This is a genomic window from Streptomyces sp. DH10, from assembly GCF_029813805.1.
GTDB classification, from domain to species: Bacteria; Actinomycetota; Actinomycetes; order Streptomycetales; family Streptomycetaceae; genus Streptomyces; species Streptomyces coeruleofuscus.
In genome coordinates this window covers 413,214-430,140 of sequence record NZ_JARVKU010000004.1, presented here as the reverse complement: position 1 = coordinate 430,140, position 16,927 = coordinate 413,214, and the positions used below count along the sequence as shown (strand labels likewise).

General features: G+C 72.7%; 15 protein-coding genes and 1 pseudogene. 9 read left to right on the top strand and 7 right to left on the bottom strand.

Features of this window, described 5'->3' with window-relative positions; genetic code table 11:
• The first annotated feature begins 147 nt into the window (after window positions 1-147).
• The 4 genes and pseudogenes from QC385_RS11420 to QC385_RS11405 form a co-directional block, all read left to right on the top strand.
• Complete coding sequence (locus QC385_RS11420) at window positions 148-546, top strand: 6-pyruvoyl trahydropterin synthase family protein (protein WP_010043117.1); 399 nt, start codon at window positions 148-150, stop codon at window positions 544-546.
• Entirely contained in the window at window positions 543-1,748 is a 1,206-nt protein-coding gene (locus tag QC385_RS11415; protein WP_279541146.1) for a glycosyltransferase family 4 protein, read from the top strand. The genes QC385_RS11420 and QC385_RS11415 overlap by 4 nt, the downstream gene beginning before the upstream one ends.
• 71 nt (window positions 1,749-1,819) lie before the next feature.
• On the top strand, window positions 1,820-2,791 hold the full coding sequence (locus QC385_RS11410) for a class I SAM-dependent methyltransferase (RefSeq protein ID WP_443032885.1): 972 nt from the start codon (window positions 1,820-1,822) through the stop codon (window positions 2,789-2,791).
• Window positions 2,788-4,041: pseudogene (locus tag QC385_RS11405) on the top strand (lysylphosphatidylglycerol synthase domain-containing protein); the annotation flags it as partial. The gene QC385_RS11410 and the pseudogene QC385_RS11405, both read left to right, overlap by 4 nt.
• A gap of 155 nt (window positions 4,042-4,196) precedes the next feature.
• Here QC385_RS11405 and QC385_RS11400 read toward each other — a convergent pair.
• Complete coding sequence (locus tag QC385_RS11400) at window positions 4,197-4,925, bottom strand: creatininase family protein (protein ID WP_184990913.1); 729 nt, start codon at window positions 4,923-4,925, stop codon at window positions 4,197-4,199.
• Window positions 4,926-4,966: 41 nt separating this feature from the next.
• Between QC385_RS11400 and ribA the strand changes: the two genes are divergently transcribed.
• Both ribA and QC385_RS11390 read left to right on the top strand, forming a co-directional pair.
• Entirely contained in the window at window positions 4,967-5,626 is a 660-nt protein-coding gene (gene ribA / locus QC385_RS11395) for a GTP cyclohydrolase II (RefSeq protein WP_279541144.1), read from the top strand.
• A gap of 148 nt (window positions 5,627-5,774) precedes the next feature.
• Window positions 5,775-6,836, top strand: coding sequence for a saccharopine dehydrogenase (locus QC385_RS11390; RefSeq protein WP_279541143.1), 1,062 nt, complete (start codon window positions 5,775-5,777; stop codon window positions 6,834-6,836).
• Window positions 6,837-6,945: 109 nt separating this feature from the next.
• Here QC385_RS11390 and QC385_RS11385 read toward each other — a convergent pair whose 3' ends face one another.
• Window positions 6,946-8,178, bottom strand: coding sequence for a serine hydrolase domain-containing protein (locus QC385_RS11385; protein ID WP_279541142.1), 1,233 nt, complete (start codon window positions 8,176-8,178; stop codon window positions 6,946-6,948).
• 245 nt (window positions 8,179-8,423) lie between these two features.
• On the opposite strand from QC385_RS11385, the gene QC385_RS11380 reads away from it, so the two are divergent.
• Window positions 8,424-8,834: a VOC family protein gene (locus QC385_RS11380; protein WP_279541141.1), complete on the top strand. Its 411-nt coding sequence runs from the start codon at window positions 8,424-8,426 to the stop codon at window positions 8,832-8,834.
• Window positions 8,835-8,888: 54 nt separating this feature from the next.
• On the opposite strand, the gene QC385_RS11375 is transcribed toward QC385_RS11380, so the two are convergent.
• Both QC385_RS11375 and QC385_RS11370 read right to left on the bottom strand, forming a co-directional pair.
• Window positions 8,889-10,247: an MFS transporter gene (locus QC385_RS11375; RefSeq protein WP_279541140.1), complete on the bottom strand. Its 1,359-nt coding sequence runs from the start codon at window positions 10,245-10,247 to the stop codon at window positions 8,889-8,891.
• 177 nt (window positions 10,248-10,424) lie between these two features.
• A complete protein-coding gene (locus QC385_RS11370; protein ID WP_279541139.1) occupies window positions 10,425-11,096 on the bottom strand; it encodes a TetR/AcrR family transcriptional regulator in 672 nt (223 codons plus the stop codon).
• Between the two features lie 141 nt (window positions 11,097-11,237).
• Between QC385_RS11370 and QC385_RS11365 the strand changes: the two genes are divergently transcribed.
• Both QC385_RS11365 and QC385_RS11360 read left to right on the top strand, forming a co-directional pair.
• Complete coding sequence (locus tag QC385_RS11365; RefSeq protein WP_279541138.1) at window positions 11,238-12,113, top strand: shikimate dehydrogenase; 876 nt, start codon at window positions 11,238-11,240, stop codon at window positions 12,111-12,113.
• A 14-nt stretch (window positions 12,114-12,127) separates the two neighbouring features.
• Complete coding sequence (locus tag QC385_RS11360; protein ID WP_279541137.1) at window positions 12,128-13,924, top strand: bifunctional sugar phosphate isomerase/epimerase/4-hydroxyphenylpyruvate dioxygenase family protein; 1,797 nt, start codon at window positions 12,128-12,130, stop codon at window positions 13,922-13,924.
• On the opposite strand, the gene QC385_RS11355 is transcribed toward QC385_RS11360, so the two are convergent.
• The 3 genes from QC385_RS11355 to gnd all read right to left on the bottom strand — a co-directional run bounded on the left by QC385_RS11355 (window position 13,911) and on the right by gnd (window position 16,926).
• Window positions 13,911-15,377, bottom strand: a complete 1,467-nt coding sequence (locus tag QC385_RS11355) for a membrane-associated oxidoreductase (protein ID WP_279541136.1) — start codon at window positions 15,375-15,377, stop codon at window positions 13,911-13,913. The two genes, QC385_RS11360 and QC385_RS11355, sit on opposite strands and share 14 nt — an antisense overlap.
• Before the next feature lie 73 nt (window positions 15,378-15,450).
• Window positions 15,451-16,038: a histidine phosphatase family protein gene (locus QC385_RS11350; protein ID WP_279541135.1), complete on the bottom strand. Its 588-nt coding sequence runs from the start codon at window positions 16,036-16,038 to the stop codon at window positions 15,451-15,453.
• A gap of 3 nt (window positions 16,039-16,041) precedes the next feature.
• The gene (gene gnd, locus QC385_RS11345) at window positions 16,042-16,926 is read right to left on the bottom strand and encodes a phosphogluconate dehydrogenase (NAD(+)-dependent, decarboxylating) (protein ID WP_279541134.1); all 885 of its coding nucleotides are present in this window, start codon (window positions 16,924-16,926) and stop codon (window positions 16,042-16,044) included.
• Window position 16,927: the final 1 nt, after the last annotated feature.

The following is a 16,927-nucleotide window of genomic DNA, read 5'->3' as shown; positions in this document are numbered from 1 at the left end:
CTTCAGTGCCGGGTGGATACGGCGAAAGCGCCTGACCTCAGAAAAGACGTACCGGAGACTGAACAGGGGAAGGCAAGGAGCCGTAATACACGGCATCCCCGGCACCATGGCGGGGGAGCAGACGCGCCGCACCTGGAGGGTCGTCCGTTGTTCAGCATCACCGTCCGCGATCACATCATGATCGCCCACAGCTTCCGTGGCGAGGTCTTCGGACCGGCGCAGCGCCTGCACGGGGCCACGTTCCTCGTGGACGCCACGTTCCGGCGCGAGCAGCTGGACGAGGACAACATCGTCGTCGACATCGGGCTGGCGACCCAGGAACTCGGGGCGGTGGTCAGTGAGCTGAACTACCGCAACCTCGACAACGAGCCCGACTTCGCCGGTGTCAACACCTCCACGGAGTTCCTCGCCAAGGTCATCGCCGACCGGCTCGCCGAGCGCATCCACAAGGGCGCGCTGGGCGAGGGCGCCAAGGGCATCGCGGGCCTGACCGTCACCCTGCACGAGTCACACATCGCGTGGGCGAGTTACGAGCGTGCGCTGTGACCGACACGACGGTCGAACGGCCCGGGCAGAGCGGACCGGCACCGGCACGGCTGAATTATGTTCCCGTGCAGCACGCCACCCTGAAGAACGCCGAGATCATCCCCATGTCCCTGCGCACCGTGCACTTCGTGCTGCCGGGCGGCGTCGACGACCCGGCCATGCCCAGCGGCGGCAACGCCTACGACCGGCGCGTGTGCCTGGACCTGCCCGGCTTCGGCTGGCAGGTGACCAAGCACGCCGTGGCCGGTGACTGGCCCCGGCCGGGTGCGGCGGCCCGTACGGAACTCGCCCGCGCCCTGAGCGGCTTGCCCGACGGTGCCGTCGTCCTGCTCGACGGGCTGGTCGCCTGCGGCGTCCCGGAGATCGTCGTGCCGGAGGCGGAACGGTTGCGCATGGCCGTCCTCGTCCACCTCCCGCTCGGCGACGAGACCGGGCTCGACCCGGCCGTGGCCGCCGAACTCGACGCCAAGGAGCGGGCGGTGCTGCGGGCGGTGCCGGCGGTGATCGCCACCAGCGACTGGGCGGTCCGCAGGCTGGTCGCCCACCACGGCCTTCCCCCGGAGCGGGTGCACGTCGCGGCGCCCGGTGCCGACATCGCGCCGCTCGCGCCCGGCACCGACGGCGTCTCACGACTCCTGTGTGTGGCCGCCGTGACCCCGCGCAAGGGACAGCACCGGCTGGTGGAGGCGCTGGCCACGGTGACCGAGCTGCCGTGGAGCTGCGTCTTCGTCGGCAGTCTCACCCAGGACCCGGAGTACGTCGCCCATCTGCGGTCCCTCATCGCCGAGCACGGCCTTCAGGACCGGGTGGAACTGGCGGGACCGCAGTCCGGCGCCGCGCTCGACGCCAGTTACGCCACAGCCGACCTGATGGTCCTCACCTCCTACGCCGAGACGTACGGCATGGCCGTGACCGAGGCCCTGGCGCGCGGCATCCCGGTCATGGCCACGGACGTCGGCGGGCTCCCCGAGGCGGTCGGCCGCGCTCCCGACGGCGGTGTGCCCGGCATCCTCGTCCCGCCGGAGAACTCCGCCGCCATCGCCGCCGAACTGCGCTGCTGGTTCGGTGAAGCGGACGTACGCCGTCGCCTCAAGGCCGCCGCCCGCAGCCGCCGCGCCGCCCTCGGCGGCTGGGCGGCGACCGCACAGAGTCTGGCGGCGGTACTGCGCCGGCTCCCGAACGACCCCCGGAGGGCCGCATGACGAACCCGGCGACGACCCAGCAGAGCGGGACGATTCCGGCCCAGCCCGGGCCGAGGGAGGCTGCCGAGTCGATGGACGGATTGATTCCGGGCGGGAATCCCGGGGCGTGGCGGGCCGCTCAGTCCCCGGATGCCGTCATCCCGGGCGCGGGCCCCTCCGGCACACCCGGCGCGCGGCCCACCGTGAAGCTGCGCGAGGCCGACCCCGAGGACCCGCCCCGTTACGCGCCCGAGTGGCTGGAGCTGCGGGAGCCGGCCGACGCCGCCGCGCGGGCGCACGATCTGCTCGACCCGTTGCGTATCCGGCTCGCCAACCTGCCGGGCAAGTCCGGCGGTGTCGTCATCCACGACCTCGGGTGCGGTACCGGCTCGATGGGCCGCTGGCTCGCCCCCTGCCTGGACGGCGCGCAGCACTGGATCCTGCACGACCGCGACCCCTATCTGCTGCACTTCGCCGCCGTCGCCTCCCCGCGCACCGCCGCCGACGGCAGCCGGGTCACCGTGGAGACGCGGCGCGGTGACGTCGCCCGGCTCACCGCGGACGCCCTGCGCGGCGCGTCTCTGGTGACGGCGTCCGCCCTGCTGGACGTCCTCACCCGCGAGGAGATCGACGCCCTCGCCGCCGCCTGCGCCGGAGCCGGCTGCCCCGCCCTGCTGACGCTGTCCGTCGCCGGCCGCGTGGAGATGACGCCGTCACATCCGCTGGACTCGGAGATCGCCCAGGCGTTCAACGACCACCAGCGGCGCGACGGTCTGCTCGGTCCCGACGCGGTGACGGCGGCGGCCGAGGCGTTCTCCGAGCACGGCGCGACGGTACGGCTGCATCCGAGCCCGTGGCGGCTCGGCCCCGAGCAGGCCGCGCTCACCGAGCAGTGGCTGCGCGGCTGGGTCGGCGCCGCCGTCGAGCAGCGCCCCGACCTGCGCGCCCGCGCCGACGCCTATCTGGCCGAACGCCTGGCCGACTGCGCCGCCGGCCGGTTGCGCGTCACCGTCCACCACACCGACCTACTGGCCCTGTGCCGCCCGGAGGGCGGAGCGTCATGAGTTCGCGGGCGGGGACGGACGTCGCGCCTCGGGGCGCGGTGGCGGGAACGCGTGTGCGGCTGAAATCCGCTGACGCCGCCCCGCTGCCGGAGAGCGCCGAGACCACCGGCGGTCCGGGCCGGCTCGATGGAACCGGAGTTCCGGCGCCGTCCTCGGCAGCCGCCGAGCCGTCGCGCGGGCTCGGCGCCACGGCCCCGGACGGGCCGTCGGCGGTGGGCGGCGTCCGGCCTTCGCCCGCCGGGACCGGGGTCGCGGTCGCGCCCCTGGCCGATCCGGAGGTGCCGTGCCCGGTCGCCGGCGACACGGGCGTGCGCCGGCTCGGCGAACCGGCCCTCTGCGCACGCCCCGTCGCCGACGCCGGGACCCCGGCGCCCATGACCGGCCCGGAGCCCGCCCGGCCCGGCCCCGTCCGCTCCGCCCTCGCCCGGCTCGGCTCCCGCAAGCTCCGTACCCACCTCGGCACCTTCGCCGGAGTCGTCATCCTCGGGGTGCTGCTGTGGCGGCTGGGTACCGGGGTCTTCCTGGACGGGCTGCGCCGCATCGACGCGGTGACCCTGGTGCTGGCGCTCGGGATCGGGCTCGTCACCACCGTGTTCAGCGCGTGGCGATGGGCGCTCGTGGCCCGGAGCCTCAGGATCCGGCTGCCGTTCGGGCCGGCCGTTGCCGACTACTACCGGGCGCTGTTCCTGAACGCGGCGCTGCCCGGCGGTGTGCTCGGCGACGTGCACCGGGCGGTGCGGCACGGGCAGAGCGAGGGGGACGTGCGGCGGGGCGTGAAGGCCGTCGTCCTCGAACGGGCCGCCGGGCAGATCGCGTTGTTCGCCCTGGGGGCCGTGGTCCTGCTGACCATGCCGTCCCCGGTGCTGACCCAGGCCCGGCACATCGCCCCGCTCGCGGTCCTGGCCGCGCTCGGGGCACTCGCCGTCGTCCTCGCCCTGCGCATGAACCGCCCGGCGCCCTCCCGCCGGGGCCGGGCGGTGCGCGCCATGCTCGCCGAGGCACGCGAGGGGCTGCTGTCCCGCCGCAACGGGCCCGGAGTCGTCGTCTCCTCGGTGGTCGTCCTGGCGGGTTACGTCGCCATGTTCGTCCTCGCCGCCCGCGTCGCCGGAGCAGCCGCCTCCGTAGCCGTACTGGTGCCGCTCGCCGTACTCGCGCTGCTGGCCATGGGCCTGCCGCTGAACGTCGGCGGCTGGGGACCGAGGGAAGGCGTCACCGCCTGGGCGTTCGGCGCCGCGGGGCTGGGCGCCGGCCGGGGACTCGCCGTCGCGGTCGTCTACGGGGTGCTGAGCCTCGTGGCGAGCCTGCCCGGCCTGATCGTGCTCGTCGCCCGCTGGTACGCGGGCCTGCGCGCCGGGTCCGAGTCCGCCGCACCGAACCCTGGACCCGGCCCCGCGACCGTGCCTGACTACTCGTCGGAGGTCAGCAGCGAGAAATACGCCCCGAAGGAATCCGCCAGGCTCGCCAGGAGTTCCTTCCCCTTTTCCGCCGAACCCAGCGAAGGACGGCCGATGACACCGGAATCGGTATAACCGGACATGCCGAGGGTGAGCAGATGACGCCGGTCGTCAGCGACGAAATCGGAAGTCTCATAACCGGGTCGGAGCATTTCGGGATGAGCGTGCAGAAGGATGGAGGTCTCAATTTCCCCCGCGTGCATGTCGGTGAGCAGCGAGGCGACCACACCCGCCCGCTCCCGCGCCGCCTCCCAGTCCTCCGGGGCCGGGAACAGCGCCATCCGCTCGCCGCGGGCGGAGGATTCCTGAACGACGTTGCCCAGCACGTAGTTTCCGCCGTGCCCGTTGACCACCACCAGGGCGTCGACGCCCGAACGGCGGAGCGAAGCCGCTATGTCCCGTACCACCGCATGAAGGGTCACCGAGGAGATGCTCACGGTCCCCGGCCAGGCCGCGTGCTCGTGCGAGCACGAGATCGTCACCGGAGGAAGGAGGTGCACCGGGTACGCGCCGGCTATCTCCCGCGCGACGGCACAGGCGACGAGCGTGTCGGTCGCCAGCGGGAGATACGGACCGTGCTGCTCGAAGCTCCCCACGGGAAGCACCGCGACCTGCCGTGAGACACCGGCGCCCCGCGTCCGTACGTCTTCCGTGGTGTCCGCCGGCACCAAGTCACTCATAACGTCACGGCCTTTCGTCTCTGCTTAGGAACTCGAGAATCATGACAGAAAAAATTGGCGTACTCGGCAAGAAGTCACCGCAGCGGACCGGCGTGGAACGCGTCGTGAATGCGCCCTTGCCCACCGTGTACGGGAAATTCCAGGCGGTCGGCTACCTGGACCACGACCGCGGTGACGAACAGGTGGCGCTGGTCTACGGCGACCTCGGCACCGACGACGTGCTCATCCGGCTGCATTCGGAGTGCCTGACCGGCGACGCCTTCGGCTCCCAGCACTGCGAGTGCGGCGACCAGCTCGACGCCGCCCTGCGCGCGGTCGTCGCCGAGGGCGCCGGTGTCGTCGTCTACCTCAGAGGGCATGAAGGCCGCGGCATCGGCCTGCTCGCCAAGCTGCGCGCGATGGCCCTCCAGGCGGAGGGCCTGGACACCGTCGAGGCCAACCTCGCCCTCGGCCTGCCGGTGGACGCCCGGGACTACGGCGTGGCCGCCCGGATCCTGGAGGACTTGGGCGTCAGGTCGGTCCGCCTGATGTCCAACAACCCGCGCAAGCGCGAGGCGCTGGTGAACCACGGCATCGTGGTCGCCGAGCAGGTGCCGCTGCTGATCCCGCCGTGCGAGAACAACATCACCTATCTGCGGACCAAGCGGGAGCGCCTCGACCACCACCTGCCCCACCTCGACGCGGTGGTCAGCTCCTCCTGAGACACCGGGGCGGGTTCCGCTGCCCCTCGACGTGACCTGGGCGCATTCGCGCGCGACCCCCGGGCGGGCCGCGTACGCTTCGTGGACGTCCGACCCTTGAGCGCCGGCCCTTCGCGGCCGGCGCCTCACGTCCGGAGGCCCACCGGGTATGACCGAGCTCCATCTGTGGCTGCGCCACGAGGCCCGAACGACCGAGCGACGCACACCGGTCGTGCCCGACGACGCCAGGCGGCTCGTCGACCACGGAGTGGCACTGACCGTCGAGGACTCCCCGCAGCGGGTCTTCCCGACCGAGGAGTACGAGGCGGCCGGCTGCCGTGTCGCGCCCGCGGGCTCGTGGGTGTCGGCCCCGCGGGACGCCGTCGTGCTCGGCCTGAAGGAACTGCCCGACGAACCGGCCGAACTGACACACCGGCACGTCTTCTTCGGCCACGCCTACAAGGGCCAGCCGGGAGCGGCCGGCCTGCTGCGCCGGTTCGCCGCCGGGGGCGGGGCGCTGTTCGACCTGGAGTACCTGGTGGACGACACCGGGCGGCGCCTCGCCGCCTTCGGGTTCTGGGCCGGCTACCTGGGCGCGGCCCTCGCCGTGCTCCAGCACCGCGGCCGGCTGCGGGCGCCGCTGACGCCCACGACGAAGGAGGCCCTGGACGAGACGCTGAAGCCCGACCCGGACGACGCCGAGTTCACCGGCCTGGTCATCGGTGCCCTCGGGCGCAGCGGCCGCGGTGCCCGCACGGCCTTCGCCACCGCCGGTGCGGACCCGACCTGCTGGGATCTCGCCGAGACCCGCGACCTGGACCGCCGTGCCCTGCTGGAGCACGACGTGATGGTGAACGCCGTGCTCGCCACCAGCCCGGTCCCGCCCTTCCTCCGCGAGCAGGACCTCGACACCCCGGAGCGTCGCCTGCGCACCCTGTGCGACGTGACGTGCGACGTGGGCTCCCCGCTCAACGTCCTCCCGGTGTACGACGAGACCACCGACTGGGAAGAGCCGGTCCGCCGGCTGCGCGAAGACCCCCCGCTCGACCTGATCGCCATCGACAACCTGCCCTCCCTGCTGCCGCTGGAGTCCAGCGCCGACTTCTCCGCCGCCCTCCTGCCCCACCTGCTCGACTTCGGTATCACCGGGCCCTGGGGACGCTGTCTGGACCGGTTCCGTCAGGCATGCCGCGAACACGGCCTCGACCAAGGGGAGACCCTTGACCACTGACCCGGTCCCCGAACCGTGCCGCCGAGACGGCGGCACGGTCCGAGCGGTGGCTGAGCGAACTCGCCCGGGCGGCATCGGGGTCACACCCCGCGTCGACCGGTAGCGCAGGTCAGCCCGACACGGCCTCGTGGACGAACTTCTTGAGATCCCGGAAGACCGTGTGGGAGGTCCTGGGCCGCACCTGCGTCATGAACTGCACCGTCAGGTCGCGTCCCGGGTCGACCCAGAACGTCGTCGTGGCCACGCCGCTCCAGCCGTAGGCGCCGAGCCCGGACGGCGCCTGGGTGCGGGACGGGTCGATCACCACGGAGACGTTGAGCCCGAAGCCGACCCCGTCGTTGCCGGGCTCGTCGTGGGCCGGGCGGCTGCCGAAGGCCCGCAGATCGGCGCCGCCGGGCAGGTGGTTGCGGGTCATCAGGTCCACCGTCCGAGGAGCGAGCAGCCGGACGCCGTCGAGCTCGCCCCGGCGGCGCAGGAACTCCATGAAGCGGTGGTAGTCGTGGGCGGAGGCCACCATGCCGCCACTGCCGGACAGGAACCGCGGCCGGCCGCCGCGCAGCGGCAGTCCGGGGATCCGCTCGATGCCGCCGCCCTCCTTCTCCCCGTACATCTCGGACAGCCGGGGTGCCTGGTCGTCCGTGACGTGGAACCCCGCGTCCGTCATGCCGAGCGGCGCGAAGATCCGCTCGGCGCAGAACACGTCGAGGGGCTGCCCCGACACGACCTCGACGACCCGGCCCAGGACGTTGCTCGCCACCGAGTAGTTCCACTGCGTGCCCGGCTCGAACTGCAACGGCAGACTCGCGTACAGCTCGATCGTCTCGGCCAGGTCCGAGCCCGGCCGCACCGACGACTCCAGCCCGGCCTCGCGGTACAGGGCGTCCACCGGGTGGGTGTGGTAGAAGCCGAAGGTCAGGCCCGAGGTGTGGGTCATCAGGTGCCGGACGAGTATCGGGCCGGTGGCCGGGCGGGTCCTGACGTCGGCCCCGGAGCCCTCGACGTAGACGCGCGGTTCGGCGAAGGCCGGCAGGTGGTCGGCGACCGGGTCGTCCAGCGACAGCCGGCCCTCCTCCACCAGCAGCAGCGCGGCGACCGCGGTGACCGGTTTCGTCATGGAGTAGACCCGCCACAGCGTGTCCGGCTCGACGGGCTGCCCGGCCGCGACGTCGCGCAGGCCGTGCGTCGTGAGGTGGGCGACGCGTCCGGCGCGGGCGACGGACACGAGGAAGCCCGGCAGCCGGCCCTCGTCGACGAGACCGGCGAAGTGCCGGTCCAGGCGGCTCAGCGCCTCTGGATCCAGCCCCGCCTCACCCGGGTCGACCTCTTGCCGCAGCTGTGCCATCGCTCATCCTCCGTCGCGCTCGTCGAGGTGAGATCCGGCATACCCCGCCCGGACCGCCTCAGACCTCATCCTCGTGCAGGAACCCTTCATGATCACGTAGGAACGGGCAACCCGACCCGGCTCGTGCACGCCAAGTCCTAGGTTCCTGGGCGCAGGACCGACGGCCGATGTCAGGCGGCGGCCGGCCTCCTAGGCTGCGAGGCGGATCGCCGCCGCAGATCAGGACGCCACGAGAAGAGGTCGCCATGCCCGTGAACGGTCGCAGCCACATCCGGATCGCCCGTCCCTCCCGTGACCTCGCGGCGGCCGAGCGGTTCTGGCGCGAGGGGCTCGGGCTGAGTGTCGTGTGGCGGTCCGAGGGCGGGTCCGAACCGGGCCACCACGACCTGCTGATGCTCGGCTGGCCCGACGCCGACTGGCATCTGGAGCTCGTGTACGAGGCGGCCCGGCCGGTGGAGCCCCGCCCCACCGAGGAGGATCTGCTGGTCGTGTACGCCGACGACCCGGTCCCGGACGAGCTGATCGCCCGCTTGGAGCGGCACGGCGGCAAGCGGGTCGAATCCCCCAACCCCTACTGGAACGCATGGGGCGTCACCATCGAGGATCCCGACGGCTATCGCCTGGTGCTGTGCCGCCGGGCCTGGTCCAACAGCTGAACGGACCGACCACCCGCCGGGCCCGGGAGGGCCCGGCGGGTGGTCGGTCCGGGCTCAGGCCGTCACCTTCTCCGGCTCCGTGGCCGCCCGGGCCGGGTGCACGCCCAGCGCCTCCGTCGGAACCCGGTGCGTCTCGCGTGCCGTCAGCGCGGCGATGACCGGCGGCACGCACAGGGCCGCCGTGAACAGGGCCACCGCCGACCAGTCGTCGCCGCCCGGTCCCGCGATCCGCGCGGCGAACGTCACCGCGAAGCCGGCCGCCGCGAAGCCGATCTGCGTGCCGATGGCCACCCCGGACAGCCGGACCCGGGTCGTGAACATCTCGCCGTAGAAGGCGGGCCACACACCGTTCGCGGCGCTGTAGACCACGCCGAAGCAGAGGATGCCCAGCAGGAACGTCAGCGGGTACGAGCCCGTGGAGACGGCCCACAGGTACAGGAACATCGTCACCGCGCTGCCGGCCGCACCGATCAGGTACACCGGACGGCGGCCGATCCGGTCGGACAGGGTGGCCCACAGCGGGATCGCGGCGAGTGCGACGAGGTTGGCCAGGGCGCCCACCCACAGCATGGCGGTGCGCGACATGCCGACCGCGTCGCTCGTGGCGTACGCCAGCGCCCAGACCGTGAAGATGGTGCTGACCGAGGCGATGAGCGCGCCCGCGATCACCCGCAGCACATCCGCCCAGTGCTCGCGCAGCAGCACCACCAGCGGCATTTTGACGACGCCCTGCTCGGCGGCCTGCTGGGCGAAGGCCGGGGTCTCGTCCAGCTTGCGGCGGATGACCCAGCCGACGACGGCGACCGCGACGCTCAGCCAGAACGGCACCCGCCAGCCCCAGGACAGCAACTGGTCCTCGGGCATCGCGGCGACCGGGATGAAGACCAGCGTGGCCAGCAGCTGGCCGCCCTGCGTGCCGCTGAGAGTGAAGCTGGTGAAGAAGCCGCGTCGGCCCGGCGGCGCGTGTTCCAGCGTCATGGAGTTGGCGCTGGCTTGCTCACCCGCCGCCGAGATGCCCTGGAGCACCCGGCACAGCACGAGCAGGACCGGGGCGAGCGTGCCGACCTGGTCCCGGGTCGGCAGACAGCCGATCAGGAACGTCGACAGGCCCATCAGCATCAGCGTGAAGACCATGATCTTCTTGCGGCCGAGTTTGTCGCCGAAGTGGCCGAGGACCAGCGCGCCGACCGGGCGGGCGGCGTACGCGACGCCGAACGTGGCCAGCGACAGCAGGGTGGCGGTGGCCGGGTCGGACTCGTCGAAGAACACCTCGGGGAAGATCAGCGCGGCGGCGCTGCCGTAGATGAAGAAGTCGTAGTACTCCAGTGCGCTGCCGATCCAGGCGGCGGTGGCGGCTTTCCTGGGCTGACCGGGTGGGGCGGCGGCCCCTCGGGGCGTGGCGGGGACGGACACGGCGGCTCCTTTGGCGGCTCCACCATAGGCGGAGTGAACAGAAGGGAGAGCGAAGGGGGGAAGTGCCGGATCGCGGCTAATTAACCCACTGGGTAGTTAGTAGGGGATGGCTAGGGATGCTGCGCCCGAGTGCCGCCGGTGTCAAGGGGTCGTGCGCCGGTGTTCGGCGCCGGACGGTCAGTCCGCCGCGCGCTCCGCCGTGAGGTACGCGATCACCATGTCGCCCAGCATGGTGCGGTAGTGCGCACGCTGCGCCGGGTCGACCAGGTCGCGGCCGAACAGCGCGCCGAAGGTGTGCCGGTTGGAGACCCGGAAGAAGCAGAAGGAGGAGATCATCGCGTGCAGGTCGACGGCGTCGACCTCCGCCGTGAACAGCCCTGACCTGCGGCCTTCCTCCAGGATGCGGCGGATCACGTCCAGGGCGGGGGAGCCGATCCTCCCCAGCTTCTCGGAGGCGGCGATGTGCTGGGCCTCGTGGATGTTCTCGATGCTGACCAGGCGGATGAAGTCCGGGTGCTGCTCATGGTGGTCGAAGGTCACCTCGGCCAGGCGCCGGATGGCCGCCACCGGGTCCAGGTGCTCGACGTCGAGCTGCTGCTCGGCCTCCCGGATCACGCCGTAGGCCCGTTCCAGGACGGCCGTGAACAGCTGTTCCTTGCCGCCGAAGTAGTAGTAGATCATCCGCTTCGTGGTGCGGGTGCGGGCGGCGATCTCGTCCACCCGGGCCCCGTCGTAGCCGGCCCGGGCGAACTCCTGCGTGGCGACGTCGAGGATCTCGGCCTGGGTGCGGGCGGCGTCACGGACGCGCTCGCGCTCGCCAGGACGGGCCGGTTCTTCGACGCTGGTCATCAGGTTCCTTCGGGCGGAGGGGCCGGTGCCGGTGATTCTAGGAGCAGGGGCCGGATCCCACCGGGGCCTTCCCGTGGTCGAGCTCGGCTGATATAGCTAACGTACTAGTTCGTACATTAGTGAGCGGCTCGGGAGGCCCGTGTGCCCAAGGACTCGTATCTCGTCGGACTGATCGGTTCCGGTATCGGCCCGTCGCTCAGCCCGGCACTCCACGAGCGGGAGGGCGACCGGCAGGGCCTGCGCCTGCTGTACCGGCTGATCGACATCGACCCGCTCGGGATGCCGCCCGAGGCGGTGGGCGATCTCGTGCGAGCCGCCCGCGACGTCGGGTTCGACGGGCTCAACATCACGCACCCCTGCAAGCAGCTCGTCATCGAGCACCTGGACGCGCTCGCGCCGCAGGCCGAGGCGCTGGGCGCGGTGAACACCGTCGTCTTCGAGGACGGCCGGGCCGTCGGCCACAACACGGACGTCACCGGCTTCGCCGCGTCCTTCGCGCGCGGGCTGCCCGACGCGCCGCTGGAGCGCATCGTGCAGCTGGGCGCCGGCGGCGCGGGCGCGGCCGTCGCGCACGCCCTGCTCACCCTCGGCGCCGAGCGGGTCACCGTCGTCGACGCCCTGCCCGAACGGGCCGCCGCCCTGGCCGGCTCCCTGAACCGCGCCTTCGGCCAGGACCGTGCCGCCGCCGCGCCCCCGGACCGGCAGGCGCGGCTGCTCGCACTGGCCGACGGCATCGTCCACGCCACGCCCACCGGCATGGCGGCCCACCCCGGCCTGCCGCTGCGCGCCGAGCTGCTCCACCCCGGGCTGTGGGTCGCGGAGGTGGTCTACCGCCCGCTGGAGACCGAACTGCTGCGCACCGCCCGCGCGCTGGGCTGCGCCACCCTCGACGGCGGCGGCATGGCCGCCTTCCAGGCCGCCGACGCGTTCCGGCTGTTCACCGGGCGGGAACCCGACGCCGCGCGGATGCTGGCGGACCTGACCGAACTGGCCGGAGCCGTCGGAGCATCGAACTGAAGAGAGGTACCGCCGTGCGTACGTCCATCGCCACCGTCTCCCTCAGCGGATCCCTCACCGAGAAGCTCACGGCCGCCGCCCGGGCCGGCTTCGACGGGGTGGAGATCTTCGAGAACGACCTGCTGGCCAGCCCCCTCACCCCCGAGGAGATCCGCGCCCGCTGCGCCGACCTCGGCCTCTCCATCGACCTGTACCAGCCGATGCGGGACATCGAGGCAGTCCCCGAGGACGAGTTCGCCCGCAACCTGCGGCGGGCCCGCCACAAGTTCGAGCTGATGCGCAGGCTCGGCGCCGACACGGTCCTCGTCTGCTCCAGCGTCTCCCCGCGGGCGGTGGACGACGACGCCCTCGCCGCCGAACAGCTGAGCCGGCTCGCCGGCCTGGCCCGGGAGTTCGGAATCCGGGTGGCCTACGAGGCCCTGGCCTGGGGGCGGCACGTCAGTACGTACGACCACGCCTGGCACATCGTCGAGGCGGCAGGGCACCCGGCGCTCGGGACCTGCCTGGACAGCTTCCACATCCTCTCGCGCGGCTCGGACCCCAAGGGCATCGAGGACATCCCCGGCGAGAAGATCTTCTTCCTCCAGCTCGCCGACGCCCCGCTGCTCGCCATGGACGTCCTCCAGTGGAGCCGCCACTACCGCTGCTTCCCCGGCCAGGGCGGCTTCGACGTCGCGGGCCTGGTGCGCCACGTGCTGCGCACCGGCTACGCAGGACCGCTCTCCCTGGAGGTCTTCAACGACGTCTTCCGCCAGGCCGAAGCCGGTCCGACCGCCGTCGACGCCCGGCGTTCCCTGCTGGTCCTTAAGGAGACGGTGGGCCGGGCCGCCCTGCCCGAGGCCGTCGTCCCCACCGGTGTCGCCTTCGCCGAGCTGGTCACGCCCGACGCCGAACCCCTCACCGCCCTGCTCGGCGCCCTCGGCTTCACCCGCACCGCCCGCCATCGCGGCAAGCCCGTCGCCCTGTGGGAGCAGGGGGAGGCCCGGATCCTCGTCAACACCGGGCCGGCCGTCCGCCGCGACGGCACCCAGCTCGCCGCCATCGGGCTGGAGTCACCGGACCCGGCCGCGGCGGCCCGACGCGCCGAGGCGCTGCTGGCGCCCGTCCTGCCGCGCCGCCGCGCACCCGAGGACGCCCCGCTCGACGCGGTCGCCGCCCCCGACGGCACGGAGCTCTTCTTCTGCGCCACCGGCCGTCCGGACCTGCCCGACTGGCGGGCCGACTTCGAGGACACGGACCCGGCCCCCGCGCCCGCGGCCGTCCGTCGCATCGACCATCTCGCCCTCACTCAGCCCTGGCACCACTTCGACGAGGCGGCCCTGTTCCACCACGGCGTGCTCGGCCTGCACGCCCAGGAGAGCGTGGACGTCGCCGATCCTTACGGCCTGCTGCGCAGCCGTGCCGTGACCAACGCCGACGGCAGTGTCCGGATCGCCCTCACCGTCGGCCCCGCGCCCACGGACGACACCGTCCACGCGCAGCACCTCGCCCTGGCCACCGACGACGTGGTCGCCTCGGCCCGCCGCTTCCGGGACGCCGGCGGCGCTCTGCTGCCCGTCCCGGCGAACTACTACGACGATCTCGCCGCCCGTTTCGAGTTCGCCGACGGCGAGCTGGAGACCTACCGCGACCTCGGCATCCTCTACGACCGCGACGCCCACGGCGTCTTCCGCCACTGCTACACCCGCACCGTCGGCCGCGTCTTCTTCGAACTGGTCCAGCGCGACGACGGCTACCGGGGCTACGGCGCTGCGAACGCCCCGGTACGGCTGGCGGCGCAGCACGCGGCACGGGCGCTCACTGGCGGCTGACCGACCGGGTGATGCCGGTGACGACCGTCGTGGCCAGGATCCAGCCCGTGAGCACCAGGGTGTAGGAGAGCCACTGGTATCCGCCGGTGGGGGCGAACGCGCCCTCCTGCCCGAAGGAGATCACCGGCAGCAGCAGGTCGAGCGTGTAGAAGACCGGGTTGAACTGCGGGGCCTCGTCCGCCTTCAGCGGCTGGGGGTGGTGCAGCGCGTAGGTCAGGGAGCCGATCACCAGCAGCGACACCAGCCAGCAGGCGGCGCGCAGGGGCCGGAAGCCGTAGCCGACGGCCGCGTCCTGGACGTAGCCCCACAGCCGGCCGTACCACGGCAGGGTGGCGCGGCGGCGGCGCTGCTTGGCGAGCTGGACGACGCGGGCGGCGTCGTCGTCGCCGATCCGGCGGTAGGCCGCGGTCAACTGCTCGTAGGCGTGCGGGACATAGCCCTCGCGGTCGCGCTCCAGCATCGCCAGGCGCCGCTCGGCGGGTTCGTGCGGGGTGAGGGAGGTGTAGACGAGGCTGTTGAGCAGGACCTCCCCGGGGACCACGTCCGGTTCGAGGAACAGGACGTCCAGCTGGGCGCGGCGCAGGTTGAGGGCGCCTGTCATGGGCGGGCTCCTGCGTAGCCAGAGTTCCCCGACGGTGCAGCTGCTGGCGCGCAGAGCCGTGTCACCGGGGTTCGCCAGGCGCGCGTGGGAGAGGTCGAGACGGCCCGCGATCCGGGCGCCGCGCAGACCGATCCAGCCGAGGACGTCCATGTCGCGCAGCAGGACGTCGCCCTCCACCGTGAGCGTCTCCGCGTCGAGGGCGGCCTGACCGGTGCCGGCCTCCAGCCGTGCCTGGTTGAGGTCGATCGTCCCGGCGACCGAGGCGCCCGTCAGGCGCACCTCGCCGCGGGTGCGCAGTTCTTGCGCCGACAGGCCGTCGCCGATGGTCACGTGGTTGAGCTGGAGCGCGGGCTGATCGGTGGGCCGTTCGTCGATCTCGGCCCTGTCCATGAAGAGCGCCCCGGAGATCTGCGCCCCGCCGAGCCGGACGGGCCCCTTGAACAGGCAGTCCGACATGCGCAGCACGCCGTCCACGCGGAGGGTGGCGGCGTCCAGCCCGGGCAGGGCGGATTCGCGCAGGTTCAGCTGCCGCAGCCGCGCCCCGTACAGGACGGGCGCCTCCTCGAAGCAGCAGCCGCTGAGGCGCACGGCGTGGTCGACCTCTCCGTACTTGAGGTCCAGCACGCCCGTGATCCGCGCGCCCGCCAGCCGGAGGGCGGCCGTCTCCCCGTCCTCCTGCGGTGCGCTCAGCAGCAGGGCCCGCACCACGGCCGCCCGTACGGTCCGTTCGGGTCCCCAGTCCGCGCCCCGTGCCGGGTCCTCGTCCGCCGGCCCGCGGAAGTCCACGTCATCCCCGCGCGGAAAGGCGCGCCACACCCGCTCCTCGGCGGGTGTCATGTCCTCGATCTCCATCAGCGGGGACTCTGACGGGCCCGGCCGGAGGCTGTCAACTCGCCTCCGGCCGGGGTCCGTTACGCGGTGGTGTTCACGCCCTGGTGTTCCACTCCGCGATCACGGGCCGCCCGTGCTCGGTCGAGAGCCGGCAGACCGTGCCCGTCTCCAGCCGGAACAGCCGCCCCTCCGACGGCGGCAGGCCCAGCCGGCGGGCCGTCAGGACGCGGAGGAAGTGGCCGTGCGCCACCAGCAGCACATCGCCCTCGGGCAGCGCGTCGGCCACCCGGGACAGCACCCGGTCGGCGCGCTCGCCGACCTCCTCGGGGGACTCGCCCGGCTCGCCGTCGGGGCCGGGCGGGCAGCCGTCGGTCCACAGATCCCAGTCGGGGCGGGTGCGGTGTGTCTCCTCGGTGGTGACGCCCTCGTAGGCGCCGTAGTACCACTCGTGCAGGTCCGCGTCCCGCACGGTCCCCGTCAGGCCCGCGAGTTCGGCGGTGCGCACCGCGCGGCCGAGCGGGCTGGTGAGGACCAGCGCGAAGGAACGGCCCGCCAGGAGCGGAGCGAGCGACTTGGCCTGCTCCTCGCCGTTCGGGGTGAGGGGCAGGTCGGTGAAGCTGGTGTGCTGTCCGCTCCGGCTCCACTCCGTCTCGCCGTGGCGGACCAGCAGCAGATCTCCCACGTCCTACGCCTTCTTCGCGGACTCGACGGCGTGGCCGCCGAACTGGTTGCGCAGCGCCGCGATCATCTTCATCTGCGGCGAGTCGTCCTGCCGGGAGGCGAAGCGGGAGAACAGGGAGGCGGTGATCGCGGGCAGCGGCACGGAGTTGTCGATCGCCGCCTCCACGGTCCAGCGTCCCTCGCCGGAGTCCTGGGCGTAGCCCCGCAGACCCTCCAGGTGCTCGTCCTGGTCGAGTGCGTTGACCGCGAGGTCCAGCAGCCAGGAGCGGATGACGGTGCCGTCCTGCCAGGAGCGGAACACCTCGCGGACGTTGTCCACGGAGTCCACGGCCTCCAGCAGCTCCCAGCCCTCGGCGTAGGCCTGCATCATCGCGTACTCGATGCCGTTGTGGACCATCTTCGCGAAGTGCCCGGCGCCCACGCTGCCCGCGTGGACGAAGCCGTACGGGCCCTCCGGCTTGAGCGCCTCGAAGATGGGCCGGAGCCGGTCGACGTACTCCTTCTCGCCGCCGACCATCAGGGCGTAGCCGTTCTTCAGGCCCCACACGCCGCCCGAGACGCCCGCGTCGACGAAGCCGATGCCGCGCTTGCTCAGCTCCTCGGCGTGCTTCTCGTCGTCCGTCCAGCGGGAGTTGCCGCCGTCGACCACCGTGTCGTACGGCTTCAGGAGGTCCGCCAGACGGTCGATGACGTGCTGGGTGGGGTCGCCGGCCGGGACCATGACCCAGACCGTGCGCGGCGCCTCCAGCTGGTTGACGAGGTCGGCCAGGCTGGCGACGTCGGACTTGTCCGGGTTGGTGTCGTAGCCGATGACGGTGTGGCCGGCGTTGCGCAGGCGCTCGCGCATGTTGCCGCCCATCTTGCCGAGACCCACAAGACCGATCTGCATG

Bases quoted from the DNA above. Each gene is read 5' to 3' on its own strand.
- QC385_RS11410 (WP_443032885.1), top strand. From the start codon at position 1,820: ATGGACGGATTGATTCCGGGCGGGAATCCCGGGGCGTGGCGGGCCGCT.
- QC385_RS11400 (WP_184990913.1), bottom strand. From the start codon at position 4,925: ATGAGTGACTTGGTGCCGGCGGACACCACGGAAGACGTACGGACGCGG.
- ribA (WP_279541144.1), top strand. From the start codon at position 4,967: ATGACAGAAAAAATTGGCGTACTCGGCAAGAAGTCACCGCAGCGGACC.
- QC385_RS11390 (WP_279541143.1), top strand. From the start codon at position 5,775: ATGACCGAGCTCCATCTGTGGCTGCGCCACGAGGCCCGAACGACCGAG.
- QC385_RS11385 (WP_279541142.1), bottom strand. From the start codon at position 8,178: ATGGCACAGCTGCGGCAAGAGGTCGACCCGGGTGAGGCGGGGCTGGAT.
- QC385_RS11380 (WP_279541141.1), top strand. From the start codon at position 8,424: ATGCCCGTGAACGGTCGCAGCCACATCCGGATCGCCCGTCCCTCCCGT.
- QC385_RS11370 (WP_279541139.1), bottom strand. From the start codon at position 11,096: ATGACCAGCGTCGAAGAACCGGCCCGTCCTGGCGAGCGCGAGCGCGTC.
- QC385_RS11355 (WP_279541136.1), bottom strand. From the start codon at position 15,377: ATGGAGATCGAGGACATGACACCCGCCGAGGAGCGGGTGTGGCGCGCC.
- gnd (WP_279541134.1), bottom strand. From the start codon at position 16,926: ATGCAGATCGGTCTTGTGGGTCTCGGCAAGATGGGCGGCAACATGCGC.